Genomic DNA, 15,172 nt, shown 5'->3' with positions numbered 1-15,172 from the left:
TCCTCCCAATAAGAAGGCTATGATCATGGCGGCCCCGTCCCTCATCATTTTCGATTGCGATGGCGTTTTGGTAGATTCTGAAATCATCGCCGCGGAAGTCGAGTCCACACTTCTCACCGAAGCCGGTTATCAGATTGCCGCCGATGAGATGGCCGAACGTTTTGCCGGTCTGACGTGGCAGGATATTCTTCTGACTGTGGAGCGCGAGGCCGGAATTCCGCTTTCAGCGTCGCTTCTCGACAAGTCCGAAACGATTCTGGACGAAAAGCTCAAGAACGAAGTTCAGGCCGTTGAAGATATCGTTGAAGTGGTATCGGCATTAAAGCTGCCGAAGTGCATCTGCTCCAATTCGACCAGTCATCGGCTGGAAAGCATGTTGCAGCGTGTCGGTCTTTACGAGCTGTTTGCGCCCAATATCTTTTCAGCGAAGGAAGTAGGCACCAAAAAGACCAAGCCCGCACCAGACGTGTTTCTTTATGCAGCCAAGCAATTCGGTGTCGATCCGAAGGACGTCATCGTGATTGAAGACTCCGCGCATGGCATTCAGGGCGCACGCGCCGCTGGCATGCGTGTGATCGGCTTTACGGGCGGCGCTCACACCTATCCGGGACATGCCGACAAGCTGACCGATGCGGGGGCGGAAACCGTCATCCATCGCCACAAAGACCTGCCCAGTGTCATCGAAGCCCTGTCCGTCTGGACCGATGCCTGAATGAGATAGTCCGACGCCTGGCTTCCGTCAGGCGGCGGTTTGCTTGTTGCGCCCCTTGGGCGGGGCATTGAGAATTGCCAGAAGCTCTTCGGCTTCACTTTCAGAGAGGCCGATCAGCAAGCGGGTTCCCAAGATGACGGGTTCGCCGGAGGACGTATCGAAGATCGCCCAGGTGTCCGTCGGTTCAAGAATGCGTTCATATTTCTGTTTCATGAGAACACACTAGCCGAAACCTGTTGCCATTCATTTCACGCAGGCAGTTGCATTTAATTAGAATTTTATCGGTTTTCCTTTATCCACAGCATCGGTTCAGTCAGGCTTTTTCCTGAAAAGCTTTCCCGCGCTTCCGTCTGGCTTTGCGCAAACCGGCCATCAGCAGCGCAGCCGCATCGCCCGCTGGCATAGGCTTGCCGTAAAACCAGCCTTGCGCAGTCATCGACGTGTTCATTTTGCGAAAATAATCGGCCTGCGCTTCCGTTTCGATGCCTTCGACCACGATGCCAAGATCGTGCTGCCGCGCCATCGATATGATCTCAGGAACGATCGACACCATGTTCCCGTCCGCACAGACGGTGCGCGTGAAGGCCTTATCTATCTTGATTGCATCGATATGCAGTTCGCCCAGATAGGAAAGACTCGAATAGCCCGTTCCAAAATCATCAATGTAGATCTTGTGTCCCTGTTCACGCAGCTGCCTGATGCCCTCCGACGCTTTCGAGAAATCCACCGCCGTTCGTTCGGTCAATTCAAGACCGATCTGACGGGGATCGACACCCGCGCGAGCCAATTTCGCCTGGATATTTTTCGGAAATGCGGCCGCCTGAACATCGCTTGCAGTGATGTTGATATTGATCTGGATATTGCGGTTGAGGCGCAACAAATCCCCCATATCGTCCATAACCCGATCCACGACATAGGCGGTCATCCGTCCCGCCATGCCTTTTTCCTCCGCCTCGGCGATAAATACGTCAGGCGGAATAATGTCGCCGGTATGCAATTGCCAGCGAAGCAAGGCCTCAAAACCGGTGAGTTCGGCGTTCTCTACATTGACCACTGGCTGATAGACCACCTCGAGCTGGCGGTCACTGAGCGCCTGGTTGAGCATGGAAGCCAAAGGGCGTTCGCGATTGTGGTAGGCGAACCAACCAAGGCCAAGGGTCGCCCCCGCGAGCAGTCCCAGACTTGTCGCCATGAAGGATTCCCATCGGGCGGAATTGCTGGAATTGTCCAACTGCGCCTTGAGAGCGACGCAGATACCCACTTCGTCGTCGCAACGATATTCCTTGATTGCGTCGCTGAGCACCTCGTTTTCGCCGCGGTGATTTTTGAAATCCGGGACTGGAAAATAACCTGCCTGATAATCATAGAGGCGCGCGAAGTGTTTGCGTTCGGCGTCGCGCATATAGACGGCAAAGCTGTATTTTGGGGTGTGCAGCAGGTCGAATGCAGCCGAACTCAAAATCACATTCGCCTCGCCCCTGCCTATCACAAAGCCCCGGCTGCCCGGCGTAATCAGCGATCTTTCGCCATATACATAGGTGCCGTCCCGCAAATTAATATCGGCAGGCGAACGCTTTGGCTGCTCGCTGATATCGCCGAGAAGCGTGGAACAGGCGAGTCGATCATCACGGAGCCGGCCTATGTCCTTGATATGATAGGCGGAAAAGACCAGTTTGCGCTGATAGGCAATATCTTGCAGAGAACACATTTCATAGGGCGAGAGATTGGCTGCTTCGATTGTTTCACGGGCAGAAACAGCCAGTCGATTTGCATGCGTGAGCAATGCGGACATGTAGATATTCATGTGCCGCTCTTCATCGACAATGCGAAATCTGTTTCCCATCCACTGGCCGAGAGCCGCACCGAGAAACAGCAACAGAAGCAAAATAAGCGGAACAGGCTTTAATAATTTACTGCGATCAAATCGCATATGACCCTCGCCCCTAAATAATCGTGGCGTAGCTGGTGAGTTATCACTTCTATCCGTCTAAGACGTGGCGATCCCTGACGTCAGAAAACCATAACATGAAACAAACATTGATATGAATACATGTGAAACTGTCATTAATGCTATTTTAAAACTGAATACATCGCCATATCGGCAATAGTTAAGTGTTTTCTAATTAGATCTGCGGGCTTTTGGCAGCAATATGAAAAAGCCTATAATATCAGATTAAACGGTGCGCCAAAATACAAACCGGCGCACCGTTTTCAGTGCTTTACTTCGTGTTGTATGGACCCTCGTCGAAACCGACGAAAATCTGGATATTCTTCTGATCCGTCATCGGTACGGTGATCGCCTTGTCGTTGAACACGAACTGCGTCGCGGTATCCGCGTTCGCTACCGTAACCGCCTGCTTGTGCAGTTTGGAATAGATGACCTGATCGCCCTGACGGACGGCAACACGGATCGGCATGGTAATGGTGCCGTTCTTGTATTTCGGCCCGGGAACAACCTTGCCCGCCGCCGCGACGTCAATCGTCATGGTCCCCGCGCCATACTGGCAGGCGCGGGTCGTATCGGTCAGCGCCGCCTGATAGATCACCCGTGCCGGGTCCTTATCGCCGCCCTTTTCATATGTACTGAAGAAGGCTGTGCCGTCGCGCAGCGTGACCGACGGACAGAAGGCGCGCAGCTCGGATTCCTTGACACGCTGATCGCCGGAAGCAGCGGATGCGGTCATTGAGGAGCCTGAAGCTCCGTCGGCGGCCTTATCAGTGCCACTGGTCGTGCAGCCTGCGAGGGCTGCGAGCAAAACCGTTGCAAAGACTGGAAACAACGATGAACGATTCTGTGGTGCTGTTTGCATAAAGCGGGCTTCCCTGCACTGATCAACCTGTCTTCTACATCACGCATGCGTGTAGCGCGATGACGTTTTCCCGTTTTTTGCTCTGGAGAGCAACCCCCATCCCCGTCAACATGCTTTAAAACCTTGCGGCTTTTTTAGGGAGGCTCTATTGCATTACGCGGCTCAAAACCGCGCCGATCCGAAATGAAGGCCAAGAAATGAAATATGTAAGCACGCGTGGGGAAGCGCCGGTCCTGGGGTTCAGCGATGCATTGCTCGCCGGTCTAGCCCGGGATGGCGGTCTCTATCTGCCGCAGGATTATCCCCAGTTTTCGCCAGAACAAATCCGCGATCTGCGCGGAAAATCCTATGTGGATATTGCGCTGGCGGTGCTCACTCCCTTTGTCGACGGCGAAATCCCGCATTCGGATTTCCGTCGCATGGTGCATGAAGCCTATGGATCTTTCCGGCATGATGCGGTCTGCCCGCTGGTTCAGACCGGGGCCAATGAATTCGTGCTCGAACTTTTCCATGGCCCGACGCTCGCCTTCAAGGATGTCGCCATGCAGCTTCTGGCCCGCATGATGGACTATGTCCTGGCGCAGCGCGGCGAGCGGGCCACCATTGTCGGGGCCACATCCGGGGATACGGGCGGCGCGGCTATCGAGGCCTTCGGCGGACGCGACAATACGGACATCTTCATTCTGTTCCCGAACGGCCGCGTATCGCCGGTGCAGCAGCGCCAGATGACGTCGTCCGGTTTTTCCAACGTTCATGCCCTTTCCATCGAAGGCAATTTCGACGATTGCCAGAACCTTGTGAAAGGCATGTTCAACGACCTTCAGTTCCGTGATGCGCTGTCGCTTTCGGGTGTGAACTCGATCAACTGGGCGCGCATCATGCCGCAGGTCGTTTATTATTTTACGGCGGCTCTGAGCCTCGGCGCACCGGACCGCTCCGTATCCTTCACCGTGCCGACGGGCAATTTCGGCGATATTTTCGCGGGCTATGTCGCCAAGCGCATGGGATTGCCCATCGACCGGCTGATCATCGCCACCAATGATAATGACATTCTCTCGCGTACTCTCGAAACCGGCGCCTATGAAATGCGCGGTGTCGCACAGACCACCTCGCCTTCAATGGATATCCAGATTTCCTCGAATTTTGAGCGCCTGCTGTTTGAAGCGCACGGACGCGATGCAGAAGCTCTGCGCGGTCTGATGGCTGGGCTCAAGCAGTCCGGTGGTTTTTCGATCTCTGAGAAGCCGCTGTCGGCGATCCGCAGCGAGTTCTCCGCCGGGCGCTCGACTGTCGATGAAACTGCGGAGACAATCAAATCCGTGCTTGAAGCGGACGGCTATCTGCTCGATCCACACTCGGCAATCGGTGTGAAGGTGGCTCGCGAAAACCAGTCCAGTGAAGCGCCGATGGTTGTTCTTGCAACAGCGCATCCGGCCAAATTCCCCGATGCCGTCAAGGCAGCCAGCGGCGTCGAACCGCAGCTCCCTGCATGGCTTTCGGACTTGATGCAACGAAAAGAAAGCTTCACAGTTCTTCACAACGACCTGAAAATCGTGGAAGAATACGTTCGCCGCCATTCGAGAGCTTAAAAAGACCGGCTCCGAGACGAGAACCAGAGCGGGAATGCAGGGAGCAGTTTGCTTATGGGTGTTGAAGTAACGCGTCTTTCCAACGGATTGACGATAGCCACCGATACGATGTCCCACGTGGAAAGCGTGGCGCTTGGAATCTGGGTCAAGGCCGGGGCACGAAACGAAGCTGCCGACAGGCATGGCATTGCTCATCTTCTTGAGCATATGGCGTTCAAGGGAACCGAGAACCGCACAGCCTGGCAAATTGCATCGGATATCGAAAATGTAGGCGGCGAGATCAACGCCGCCACCAGCGTCGAGACCACTTCCTATTATGCGCGCGTTCTGCGCAATGACGTGCCGCTGGCCATCGACATTCTGTCCGATATCCTGACCGCCTCCAAATTCGATGAAGCAGAGCTGGAGCGCGAAAAGCAGGTCATCATGCAGGAGATCGGCGCGGCGCACGACACGCCCGACGATATCGTCTTCGACCGCTTCACCGAAACAGCCTATCGTCATCAGCCAATCGGACGCGCCATTCTCGGCGAGCCTGAGACGGTCATGTCTTTCACCTCCGATGACCTTCGCCAATATATGGACGAACAGTACAGCGCCGACCGCATGGTGGTGACCGCTGCTGGCGGCGTCGATCACGATGCATTCGTCAGGGAAGTTGAAAAACGTCTTGGCGGTTTTCGCGCCCACAATACGGCACCTACGCTCGACCTCGCTCATTATGTCGGCGGCGATTTTCGTGAAAATCGCGAACTGATGGATGCTCAGGTTCTGATCGGTTTCGAGGGACGCGCCTACCACGTGCGTGATTTCTATGCGTCGCAGCTTCTTTCCATGGTTTTGGGCGGCGGCATGTCTTCGCGCCTCTTCCAGGAAGTGCGTGAGAAACGCGGGCTCTGCTATTCCGTCTATGCCTTCCATTGGGGCTTCTCGGATACAGGACTGTTCGGAATTCACGCTGCAACGGGCCGCGACGAACTGGTCGAACTCGTCCCGGTTCTGATCGATGAACTGCACAAGGCCGCTGACTCCATCAGCCTGGAAGAAGTGGACCGCGCCCGCGCGCAATATCGTGCGAGCCTTCTCATGTCGCAGGAAAGTGCTGCAAGCCGTGCCGGACAGGTCGCACGCCAGTTCCTGCTCTATGGTCGTCCCGTCGAAAACAGTGAACTGATGGACCGTCTCTCGCTGATTACACCTCAAAGGCTGACCGATCTGGCCGGACGGTTGTTCCTCGACAGCAAGCCCACCATCGCCGGCGTGGGTCCAGTTGGACGACTGATGAGCTTCGATGGGTTGTCGGACGCACTGTCGACCAGCGCACATGCGAGGAAAATCGCTGTTTAAGGGAATATGTGAGTAGGGGAATAGGGGAGTATGTGACATTGAGCATTTTGTTTTTCCTACTCCCTTATTCCCCTACCCCCTTACTCCCCTAACCCGTCATGATCGGCCTGCCCTTCCGTAGAAGCAATCCGACCGTCCTGCGTGGACAGCGCATTTATCTGCGCGAGCCGATGATGAGCGATTTCGCCAGTTGGGCCAGCCTGCGGGAACAAAGCCGTGCCTTTCTCACGCCGTGGGAGCCGACCTGGCCGGACGACGACCTGACAAAGAGCGCTTTTCGCCATCGCATGCGTCGCTTTCAGGATGAAATAGCCGCCGGAACCGGCTATCCATTTTTTGTCTTTCGCAATGGTGACAACACGCTCGTCGGCGGCATAACGCTCGGAAATATCCGGCGCGGTGTCGGGCAGAACGGCATGATCGGCTATTGGAGCGGCGCGCCCCATGCCGGCAAAGGCTACATGACCGAAGCCCTGTCGCTGGTTATCCCCTTCGCATTCGACCAACTCCGGTTGCACCGGATTGAAGCAGCCTGTATCCCTCATAATGTGCGCTCGATACGGCTTCTCGAAAAAGCCGGATTTGAGAGAGAAGGACTGTTGCGTTCCTATCTCAAGATAAATGGCTTCTGGCAGGATCACCTGCTTTTTGCCCTTATAGAAAGCGACAAACGTATGACGGATAGCCGCATGATCAATGGCAAGGTTGGACGCTCGTGACGGGTTTTGCGGATAAGTGGCTTTTTGCCGGTGTGCGGTTTCTCGTACTCATGGTTGTTCTGGCCGTTTCGGTCATCCAGGCATCGGCCATCGAACCGATCAAGATTTCCAAGGAAGATACCGCCCTCGACCTTTCCCGCGCTGTCGAGCTTCTGCGCAACAAAGGCGAAAGCGTGCAGGTATCGACGGCCCCCGGTCCTGACGGCATCGTCCGCCGCATCGAAGTGCAGGCCGATCAAAACAGCAAGGCATCCGGCGATTGGGCCGCTTTTTCGATCGCAAATCCAACCGACGAACAGATCGACCGCCTGATTGTTGCTCCTCATTTCCGTCTCGTCGGCTCCGGCGTCATCTGGCCCGATCTTGGTTCTCCACGCATTGCATCCATCACGCCGAGCGAAGGCTTTGCGCTCGACCGCCAGCCCAGCGCCGATGCGGACGTTTTCCGCATCACGCTCAATCCGGGCAGCGTCATCACCTTCGTAGCAGAACTGTCCTCGCACAATCTGCCCCAGCTCTATCTCTGGGAGCCGGAAGCCTACAAGGACGCGGTTAATTCCTACACGCTCTATCGCGGTATCCTCCTTGGCATTTCAGGCCTGCTGGCTCTGTTCCTGACCATCCTTTTCGTCGTCAAGGGCACTTCCCTGTTCCCGGCCACCGCCGCGCTTGCATGGGCCGTTCTGGCCTATATCTGCGTCGATTTCGGTTTCTGGAACAAGCTGATGGAGATAACGCCGGGCAATGAGCAGATCTGGCGCGCCGGCACCGAAGTGGCGCTTGCCGCCTCTCTCGTTATTTTCCTGTTCACCTATCTCAATCTCAACCGCTGGCACGACCATTTCAGCTATGGCGCCGTGACCTGGGTATTGGGCCTTCTGGCCCTTGCGGGGGTTGCCGTTTTCGATCCGCCAGTGGCTTCCGGTATTGCGCGCATCTCGCTGGCGCTGACCGTTCTGTCCGGCGTCGCCATCATCGGTTATCTCGCGGTCAAGGGATATGATCGCGCCGTCATGCTGATACCGGCCTGGCTTCTCACTCTCATATGGTTGCTGGGCGCCTGGATGACGGTTTCGGGCAGGCTCGATAATGATATCGTCCAGCCTGCGCTCGGCGGCGGTCTTGTCCTGATCGTTCTTCTGATCGGCTTTACCGTCATGCAGCATGCCTTTGCTGGCGGAGCACTGCAGCAGGGCCTTCTGTCGGATATGGAGCGGCAGGCTCTCGCCGTCATTGGTGCGGGAGACATCGTATGGGATTGGGACGTGCCGCGCGACCGCGTGGTGACCACGCCGGACATCGCCAATTATCTTGGCAATACGGCCAACAGCCTGCAAGGCCCGGTGCGCAACTGGCTTCCCGCCATGCACGCCGACGACCGCGACCGCTTCCGCTCCACGCTTGATGCCATTCTGGAAAACCGGCGCGGACGCATCGGCCAGATTTTTCGGCTGCGTGCCAATGATGGCCATTATCACTGGTATGCACTCCGCGCGCGCCCGGTCATCGGTTCGGATGGCGAAGTGGTGCGTTGCGTTGGAACACTCGTCAATGTGACGGAGCAGAAAAAGGCGGAAGAACGCCTGTTGCACGATGCCGTGCACGACAATCTGACCGGCCTCCCGAACCGGGAATTGTTCCTCGATCGTCTCAGCAACGTCATGAATATGGCGCGCGGGGAAAGCAACCTGCATCCGACCGTCTTCATTATCGACATAGACCGGTTCAAGCAGGTCAATGACAGCCTGGGCATGTCGGCGGGGGACACTATCCTTCTGACGATCTCGCGCCGTCTGGCACGCCTTATGAAACCGCAGGATACACTCTCGCGCCTCTCGTCCGACCAGTTCGGCCTGCTGCTTGCCTCTGAAAGCGACCCGGGGCGCATCGCATCCTTCGCCGAAGCTCTGCGTCAAGCCGTGCGCGCGCCGATTGCCTATGCAAAGCGCGAAATCGTTTTGACGTCATCCGTAGGTCTGATCACCTGGACGAAAACGGCGACAACTGCGGAAGACTTCGTGAAGGACGCCGAGCTTGCCATGTATCAGGCAAAGCGTTTCGGCGGTGACCGCATCGAGCCATTCCGTCCGGCCTTCAGAGCCATCGGCAGCGACAAGCTGCAGCTTGAATCCGATCTGCGGCGCGCACTTGAACGCGACGAAATCAGCCTTGTCTACCAGCCCATCGTGAAGCTTGACGAGGGCACGATTGCCGGTTTCGAAGCGCTCATGCGTTGGGAGCATCCACGTCGCGGCGCGATTTCGCCTTCGGAGTTTATTCCAATTGCGGAAAACTCCGGCCTGATCATCCAGCTTGGCCTGTTCGCGATGCAACGGGCCGCGGAAGATCTGTTTGCATGGCAGGAGCAATTCCCGAAGCTCGACCTTTTCGTTTCGGTCAACCTGTCCTCGACGCAACTCATCCGCCAGGACCTCATCAATGATGTCCGCTCGGTGCTTTCCCGCATCCATCTCAATCCGGGCAGCCTCAAGCTTGAACTGACGGAATCCGTCCTCATGGAAAATCCGGAACAGTCCACCCATGTCCTGGCTCGCCTGAAGGCGATGGGCATCGGCTTGTCGCTCGATGATTTTGGAACCGGTTATTCCTCACTCGCCTATCTGACGCGCTTCCCGTTCGATATCATCAAGATCGACCGGTCCTTCGTGAAAGGGGACCAGCCGCAAAAAACCACGCTGCTACGCTCGATTGTGAGCATGGCGCACGATCTCGGGCTCGCCGTGGTAACGGAAGGCGTGGAGAGCGAAAGCGACGCGCTTCAGCTTCGCCAGATGGGTTGCGAATATGTGCAGAGCTTCATGTTCGGTCAGCCCACCAGCCGCGACGAGGCAACTCGCATGATCCGCGAACAACTGGATGCCGCAGCGGCTTGATTAGGGCAGTAGGGCAGTAGGGCAGTAGGGCAGTAGGGCAGTAGGGCAGTAGGGCAGTAGGGCAGAGAAGGATATGTGCGTTGCGGTCGTCCGCAAGCAAAACATATTCCCCTACTCCCTACTCCCCTATTCCCTTAACATACTGCCTTACTGCCTTACTGCCTTATTCCATCAAGCATGTCCTGCGTCGGAAACCAGCCGTGCCATATCGATACCCATATGGAGCATCAAACGCGAATATTTGCCCTCGATATCGCTGTCGAACAGCATGTCGAGCGGCGCATCACAGGTTAGCCAGCCATTCTCGGCAAGTTCCACTTCGATCTGGCCCGGTGCCCAACCGGAATATCCAAGGGCCATCAGGGCCCGCGACGGCCCACTGCCCCCGTAAATGGCACGCAGAATATCGACCGTTGCAGTGAGGCAGACATCCTCTGAAACCGGCATGGTGGAATCGACCATGTAATCGTCCGAATGCAGCACGAATCCGCGTGTGCGGTCGACGGGACCACCATTGCGCACCATCATATGCTGCGCACGATCCGGAAGGATAATCAGTTCGTCGTCATCGATGACCCCGATCTGGCGCAAGAGGTCGGGGAATTCGACCGGCTGAAGCTGATTGATGATGAAGCCCATGGCACCCTCATCAGAATGCGCGCAGATATAGACCACCGACCGGGCAAAACGCTCGTCGCTCATTCCAGGCATGGCAAGCAGGAACTGCCCGTTTAGAAAACCCTGCTCCTTGTTCGACGTCTTGAGAATGGTCATGATTATGAAGGTAGCAAGACTACGCAAAATAACAATGGCCATTTATTTCGAGCCCGGAATTCGAAGCGGAACCAGCTCGATAGCCAGGTGGCAGGCCATACAAGCGATTACCGTGCCCGGCGATCCGGTAATATTGGACTTGAAGCAACCATCTTTTCATTCCATCTTTCAACGATGAACATCCGAACTTTTACCTTCGCGCCACTTTTGCTGGCCTTGCTGACATTGCCAGCACTGGCCTCGACCTCCGAGTGGACCGAGACGCCCGGCGGGCGCGTGCGTGTCATTATCGAAGACAAAACCCCTGACAATGCGGCCCGCGGGGAACGGCGCGGTGCCTTGCAGATCGAGTTGCAGCCCGGCTGGAAAACCTACTGGCGCAATCCCGGCGATGCGGGCGTTCCACCCCAGATTAACATCGACGGAAACGCAAAAGCGCAGATCGACTTCCCTGCGCCGGTCCGGTTTGAGGGAGACGATGCAGGTGGCATCGGATATAAACAGCCTGTTTCGCTGCCGATAGTCTTTAACCTGACATCGGCCGACAAGCGGCTGAAGGGCCATGTTTTTCTCGGAGTGTGCGAGAAAATCTGCGTCCCGGTGCAGGCCACCTTCGACTTTCCCCTTGATAGTGATCAACAAGAGTCCTCGCCCCAGGCGATAGCTGCCCGCACGATCATCGAAACCGCATTCGACCGGCTCCCGACCCCGGCGAGCTCGGCATTCGGCATAAGCGGCGTGAAGCGCGACGGCGAGAACGCCGTCTTCGATCTGGCCGTTCCAGATCCCACCGCTCCATCGGAGCTGTTCGTTGCCAGCGACACGGTCAGGCTTTCCGATACCATCGCGGTCGAAAAGGGCCGCTTTACCGCAAAGGTGCAGGGCAAGGCGGACAATGCCATCATCGACTATACCCTTGTGCAGAATGGTAAGGCCGTTTCTGGACAGGTGACACTGGATTAGCCTTCCTGCTGTTTTTGAAATTGTCCGGCGACCTGTTATCGGTTTAACTATGCCGTCCGCGCTTCGCGGAGCGATAAAATTTGACAATAGGCAGTGGAACAGACGGCCCCTGCCCCGAGGAGAGATTAAATGACTATCAAAGTTGGCGACAAGCTGCCCGCAGCGACTTTCAAGGTAAAGACCGCAGACGGCGTCAAGGAAATGACGACCGATGAAGTCTTCAAGGGCAAAAAAGTCGTTCTCTTTGCGGTACCGGGCGCCTTTACGCCGACGTGCAGCCTCAACCATCTGCCGGGCTATCTCGATAACCGCGACGCAATCCTCGCCAAGGGCGTGGATCAGATCGCCGTTGTTGCGGTGAACGATGCCTTCGTCATGGGCGCATGGGCGCAGAGCACGGGTGGCGAAGGCAAGATACTCTATCTGGCTGATGGTTCTGCCACCTTTACGAAGGCTGCGGGACTTGAGCTCGACGCGACCGCTGGCGGCCTCGGCATTCGCTCCAAGCGCTATTCGGCAATCGTGGAAGATGGTGTGGTCAAAGCCCTCAACATCGAGGAACAGGCTGGACAGGCCGTGACGTCGGCTGCGTCAGCCATTCTCGAACAGCTTTAGGCTGGAGCATATCCTCCCAGAGCGGGAACCGGCTTTTGGGAGATATGCTTGAAAACAGAATGACAGGACATCGGCTCGAGAATCTGAATTGATTTGAGCCGATGTCGAGCCATCGTGTTTTTCGTAGTATAAAGGCGGCAACGCCGCCTTTATTCTGCAAATTCACTGCACTTTCAGCGATTTACGTCCGCCATATTTGAATGGCTCCATGCCGGCCCGGGCAAGCTCGTCAGCGCGTTCATTTTCCGGATGCCCGGCGTGGCCCTTGATCCAATGCCAGTTGACCTTGTGCGGCTTTCGCGCTTCATCGAGCGCCTGCCATAGTTCGGCATTCTTGACCGGCTTCTTGGCGGCGGTCTTCCAACCATTGCGCTTCCAACCCTCGATCCAGCCGGAAATCCCGTCGCGCACATAGACGGAGTCCGTATAGAGATCGACTTCGCACGGTTCTTTCAGCGCCGAAAGCGCCGAGATGGCTGCCATCAACTCCATGCGGTTGTTGGTCGTGTCGGCTTCGCCGCCCTTCAGTTCCTTGATATTGCCGTTCCAGCGCAGGATGGCGCCCCAGCCGCCGGGGCCGGGATTGCCCGAGCAGGCACCATCCGTAAAAGCCTCAATCCGCTTCACGCCGCTGCCCCTTGCGGCTCGAGTCCGTATTCAGCAGCGGTTTCGATCTGTCGGTGGAAGCGCATCTTGCGCACATATTCCATCGGGTCCTTCTTGACCACGAAACTGCCTTCCGGGACATTCAGCCAGTCATAAAGGCGGGTCAGCATGAAGCGGATAGCCGCCCCGCGCGCCAGAACCGGAAGCGCATCGGCTTCCGCCACGGATAGCGGGCGAACGGAATTATAACCGCGCAGAAGCGCTGCCCCCTTGGTGCGATTGAAGGAAAAATCCTTCTCAAAGCACCAGGCATTCAGGCAGACGGCAACGTCGTAAGCCAGAATATCAGTGCAGGCGAAATAGAAATCGATGAAACCGGAAAGCCTGTCGCCGAGGAAGAAGACATTATCCGGAAAGAGATCGGCATGGATCACGCCTTGCGGCAGATCCGCTGGCCAGTTCTTCTCCAGAAAATCCAGATCAGCTTCCGCCTCGCGGACAAGACCCGGTTCCACCCTATCGGCGCGTTCGCGCGAAAGATTCCACAACGGCCGCCAGTCGGCAAGGGTCAGGCCATTTCGGCGACGCAGCGAGAAATCAGCGCCAGCCAGATGCATATGGGCAAGTCCTTCGCCGACAGCTTCGCAATGCTCGACCGTTGGGCGGCGCATCCACATGCCTTCGAGAAAAGTAACGATCGCAGCAGGCCGTCCGGCGAGCTCGCCGATTGTCGTGCCGTCGCGACGAACCACCGGCTGCGGACATTCAAGCCCGCGGCTGGCCAGATGCTGCATCAGGCCGAGAAAGAACGGCAGGTCTTCCCGATTGGTGCGCTTTTCATAAAGCGTCAGGATGAACGAGCCCGAAGTCGTGTGCAGAAGATAGTTGGAGTTCTCCACCCCTTCCGCTATGCCTTTGTAAGATGTCAGTGTGCCGATATCATACTGCTGCAGGAAGACGCCAAGCTCGATTTCATTGATATCCGTATAGACGGCCATGCCGCTTATTTCCCTTGTATGATCTTGGGCATTAATTTTGGAATGCCTACCACCCGGTGTTCTCCGTTGACGAATGCCATGTCCTGCACCGTCAGTTCCACATCGCGAATTTCGCGATTCACAAGGAAATTCTCGGTTTCAACCGTGGTTTCGGCCAGTTCGATCTTCACATTGAAGCGGGCCTTGAAGGCATCGATGATCTCATCGACGATGATTTCAGGTGCTGAAGCTCCCGCCGACAGGCCCACGACCGATATATCGTCGATGCGGTCCCATTCGATGTCGGCCGCACGTTGAACCAGCATCGACATGCGCGCGCCGGCCTTCTCCGCCACTTCGACAAGACGCTTGGAATTGGAAGAGTTCGGTGCCCCGACGATCAGAAACAGATCGCAGCCCGGGGCGGCGGATCGCACCGCATCCTGCCGGTTGGTCGTTGCATAACAGATCGATTCCGCTGCCGGAGACGAAAGGTTTGGAAAACGCGCCTGCAATTCTTCGATAATGCCAGCCGTGTCGTCGACTGAAAGCGTCGTCTGGGTCACGAATCCGAGATTGTTCTCGTCATCGAAATGGCAGTTGCGCGCATCCTCGACCGTTTCGATCAGCGTTACCGCGCCATCGGGCAATTGCCCCATGGTTCCGATCACTTCCGGATGGCCAGAGTGACCAATCAGGATCACATGGCGGCCAAGGCGCTGATGGCGCATGGCCTGCTTGTGCACCTTGGAAACCAGGGGGCAGGTTGCATCAAGATAAAAGAGGTTCTTTGCTTCTGCATCCGCTGGCACGGACTTCGGCACGCCATGGGCGGAAAAGACCACTGGCTGATCGCGGTGTTCTGTGGGAATTTCGTCCAGTTCTTCGACAAAAATCGCGCCGCGAGACTGCAAGCCCTCGACCACATAGCGGTTATGTACGATTTCATGGCGAACATAGACCGGCGCACCATATTTCTTCAGCGCCAGCACGACGATCTGGATTGCCCGGTCAACCCCGGCGCAAAAGCCGCGGGGGCCGCAAAGGCGGATTTCCAGTGGTGGTCGCTGATCGGTCATGAAGTATGCTCGCTAGTTCGGCGTGGCTTAACATCTAAGGTCTGTTGAGATTCGGTCTATGAGGAGCCGAAAATGGTGTGGTTTGAG

At 56.5% G+C, this 15,172-nt stretch carries 14 protein-coding genes; 7 read left to right on the top strand and 7 right to left on the bottom strand.

What is annotated here, in order from left to right:
* The first annotated feature begins 25 nt into the window (after nt 1-25).
* Nucleotides 26-712 (top strand): HAD family hydrolase, encoded by a 687-nt coding sequence (locus ABWW28_RS08265; RefSeq protein ID WP_031346441.1) that lies wholly within the window; start codon nt 26-28, stop codon nt 710-712.
* Between the two features lie 27 nt (nt 713-739).
* Here ABWW28_RS08265 and ABWW28_RS08260 read toward each other — a convergent pair whose 3' ends face one another.
* The 3 genes from ABWW28_RS08260 to ABWW28_RS08250 all read right to left on the bottom strand — a co-directional run bounded on the left by ABWW28_RS08260 (nt 740) and on the right by ABWW28_RS08250 (nt 3,522).
* Entirely contained in the window at nt 740-925 is a 186-nt protein-coding gene (locus tag ABWW28_RS08260; protein WP_021586102.1) for a hypothetical protein, read from the bottom strand.
* 100 nt (nt 926-1,025) lie between these two features.
* Nucleotides 1,026-2,642: an EAL domain-containing protein gene (locus ABWW28_RS08255; protein ID WP_138725270.1), complete on the bottom strand. Its 1,617-nt coding sequence runs from the start codon at nt 2,640-2,642 to the stop codon at nt 1,026-1,028.
* Between the two features lie 289 nt (nt 2,643-2,931).
* Entirely contained in the window at nt 2,932-3,522 is a 591-nt protein-coding gene (locus tag ABWW28_RS08250) for a hypothetical protein (protein ID WP_031346443.1), read from the bottom strand.
* A gap of 197 nt (nt 3,523-3,719) precedes the next feature.
* On the opposite strand from ABWW28_RS08250, the gene thrC reads away from it, so the two are divergent.
* The 4 genes from thrC to pdeA all read left to right on the top strand — a co-directional run bounded on the left by thrC (nt 3,720) and on the right by pdeA (nt 10,071).
* Nucleotides 3,720-5,111, top strand: coding sequence for a threonine synthase (thrC, locus tag ABWW28_RS08245; protein ID WP_187963257.1), 1,392 nt, complete (start codon nt 3,720-3,722; stop codon nt 5,109-5,111).
* Between the two features lie 54 nt (nt 5,112-5,165).
* Nucleotides 5,166-6,458: a M16 family metallopeptidase gene (locus ABWW28_RS08240; protein ID WP_006470696.1), complete on the top strand. Its 1,293-nt coding sequence runs from the start codon at nt 5,166-5,168 to the stop codon at nt 6,456-6,458.
* Nucleotides 6,459-6,556: 98 nt separating this feature from the next.
* A complete protein-coding gene (locus ABWW28_RS08235) occupies nt 6,557-7,177 on the top strand; it encodes a GNAT family N-acetyltransferase (protein ID WP_006466245.1) in 621 nt (206 codons plus the stop codon).
* Nucleotides 7,178-7,227: 50 nt separating this feature from the next.
* Nucleotides 7,228-10,071, top strand: coding sequence for a phosphodiesterase PdeA (gene pdeA, locus ABWW28_RS08230; RefSeq protein ID WP_353390791.1), 2,844 nt, complete (start codon nt 7,228-7,230; stop codon nt 10,069-10,071).
* A 171-nt stretch (nt 10,072-10,242) separates the two neighbouring features.
* On the opposite strand, the gene ABWW28_RS08225 is transcribed toward pdeA, so the two are convergent.
* Nucleotides 10,243-10,845: a YqgE/AlgH family protein gene (locus ABWW28_RS08225; protein ID WP_006470694.1), complete on the bottom strand. Its 603-nt coding sequence runs from the start codon at nt 10,843-10,845 to the stop codon at nt 10,243-10,245.
* A gap of 174 nt (nt 10,846-11,019) precedes the next feature.
* Here ABWW28_RS08225 and ABWW28_RS08220 point away from each other — a divergent pair, with 174 nt between their 5' ends.
* Nucleotides 11,020-11,808, top strand: a complete 789-nt coding sequence (locus ABWW28_RS08220; RefSeq protein WP_006470693.1) for a protein-disulfide reductase DsbD domain-containing protein — start codon at nt 11,020-11,022, stop codon at nt 11,806-11,808.
* A gap of 129 nt (nt 11,809-11,937) precedes the next feature.
* Nucleotides 11,938-12,423, top strand: a complete 486-nt coding sequence (locus ABWW28_RS08215) for a peroxiredoxin (protein ID WP_006466242.1) — start codon at nt 11,938-11,940, stop codon at nt 12,421-12,423.
* A gap of 162 nt (nt 12,424-12,585) precedes the next feature.
* On the opposite strand, the gene rnhA is transcribed toward ABWW28_RS08215, so the two are convergent.
* Genes rnhA through ispH form a run of 3 tightly spaced genes read right to left on the bottom strand, consistent with a single transcriptional unit; the run spans nt 12,586 to nt 15,085 of the window.
* On the bottom strand, nt 12,586-13,050 hold the full coding sequence (gene rnhA, locus ABWW28_RS08210) for a ribonuclease HI (protein ID WP_006470692.1): 465 nt from the start codon (nt 13,048-13,050) through the stop codon (nt 12,586-12,588).
* A complete protein-coding gene (locus ABWW28_RS08205; protein WP_025091935.1) occupies nt 13,047-14,027 on the bottom strand; it encodes a homoserine kinase in 981 nt (326 codons plus the stop codon). Before ABWW28_RS08205 ends, rnhA begins: the two co-directional genes overlap by 4 nt.
* Before the next feature lie 5 nt (nt 14,028-14,032).
* Nucleotides 14,033-15,085 (bottom strand): 4-hydroxy-3-methylbut-2-enyl diphosphate reductase, encoded by a 1,053-nt coding sequence (gene ispH, locus ABWW28_RS08200; RefSeq protein ID WP_025091934.1) that lies wholly within the window; start codon nt 15,083-15,085, stop codon nt 14,033-14,035.
* Nucleotides 15,086-15,172: the final 87 nt, after the last annotated feature.

The organism is Brucella sp. NBRC 14130, assembly GCF_040371715.1.
Lineage (GTDB): Bacteria > Pseudomonadota > Alphaproteobacteria > Rhizobiales > Rhizobiaceae > Brucella > Brucella intermedia.
Note: the sequence above shows the minus strand (reverse complement) of the source record. Positions and strands in the feature narration are given on the sequence as shown.

Excerpts from the sequence above, each read along its gene's own strand:
- pdeA (WP_353390791.1), top strand. The coding sequence starts at position 7,228 with ATGGTTGTTCTGGCCGTTTCGGTCATCCAGGCATCGGCCATCGAACCG.
- ABWW28_RS08265 (WP_031346441.1), top strand. The coding sequence starts at position 26 with ATGGCGGCCCCGTCCCTCATCATTTTCGATTGCGATGGCGTTTTGGTA.
- ABWW28_RS08260 (WP_021586102.1), bottom strand. The coding sequence starts at position 925 with ATGAAACAGAAATATGAACGCATTCTTGAACCGACGGACACCTGGGCG.
- ABWW28_RS08240 (WP_006470696.1), top strand. The coding sequence starts at position 5,166 with ATGGGTGTTGAAGTAACGCGTCTTTCCAACGGATTGACGATAGCCACC.
- ispH (WP_025091934.1), bottom strand. The coding sequence starts at position 15,085 with ATGACCGATCAGCGACCACCACTGGAAATCCGCCTTTGCGGCCCCCGC.
- ABWW28_RS08215 (WP_006466242.1), top strand. The coding sequence starts at position 11,938 with ATGACTATCAAAGTTGGCGACAAGCTGCCCGCAGCGACTTTCAAGGTA.
- ABWW28_RS08205 (WP_025091935.1), bottom strand. The coding sequence starts at position 14,027 with ATGGCCGTCTATACGGATATCAATGAAATCGAGCTTGGCGTCTTCCTG.
- ABWW28_RS08225 (WP_006470694.1), bottom strand. The coding sequence starts at position 10,845 with ATGACCATTCTCAAGACGTCGAACAAGGAGCAGGGTTTTCTAAACGGG.
- ABWW28_RS08250 (WP_031346443.1), bottom strand. The coding sequence starts at position 3,522 with ATGCAAACAGCACCACAGAATCGTTCATCGTTGTTTCCAGTCTTTGCA.
- ABWW28_RS08255 (WP_138725270.1), bottom strand. The coding sequence starts at position 2,642 with ATGCGATTTGATCGCAGTAAATTATTAAAGCCTGTTCCGCTTATTTTG.
- thrC (WP_187963257.1), top strand. The coding sequence starts at position 3,720 with ATGAAATATGTAAGCACGCGTGGGGAAGCGCCGGTCCTGGGGTTCAGC.
- ABWW28_RS08235 (WP_006466245.1), top strand. The coding sequence starts at position 6,557 with ATGATCGGCCTGCCCTTCCGTAGAAGCAATCCGACCGTCCTGCGTGGA.
- ABWW28_RS08220 (WP_006470693.1), top strand. The coding sequence starts at position 11,020 with ATGAACATCCGAACTTTTACCTTCGCGCCACTTTTGCTGGCCTTGCTG.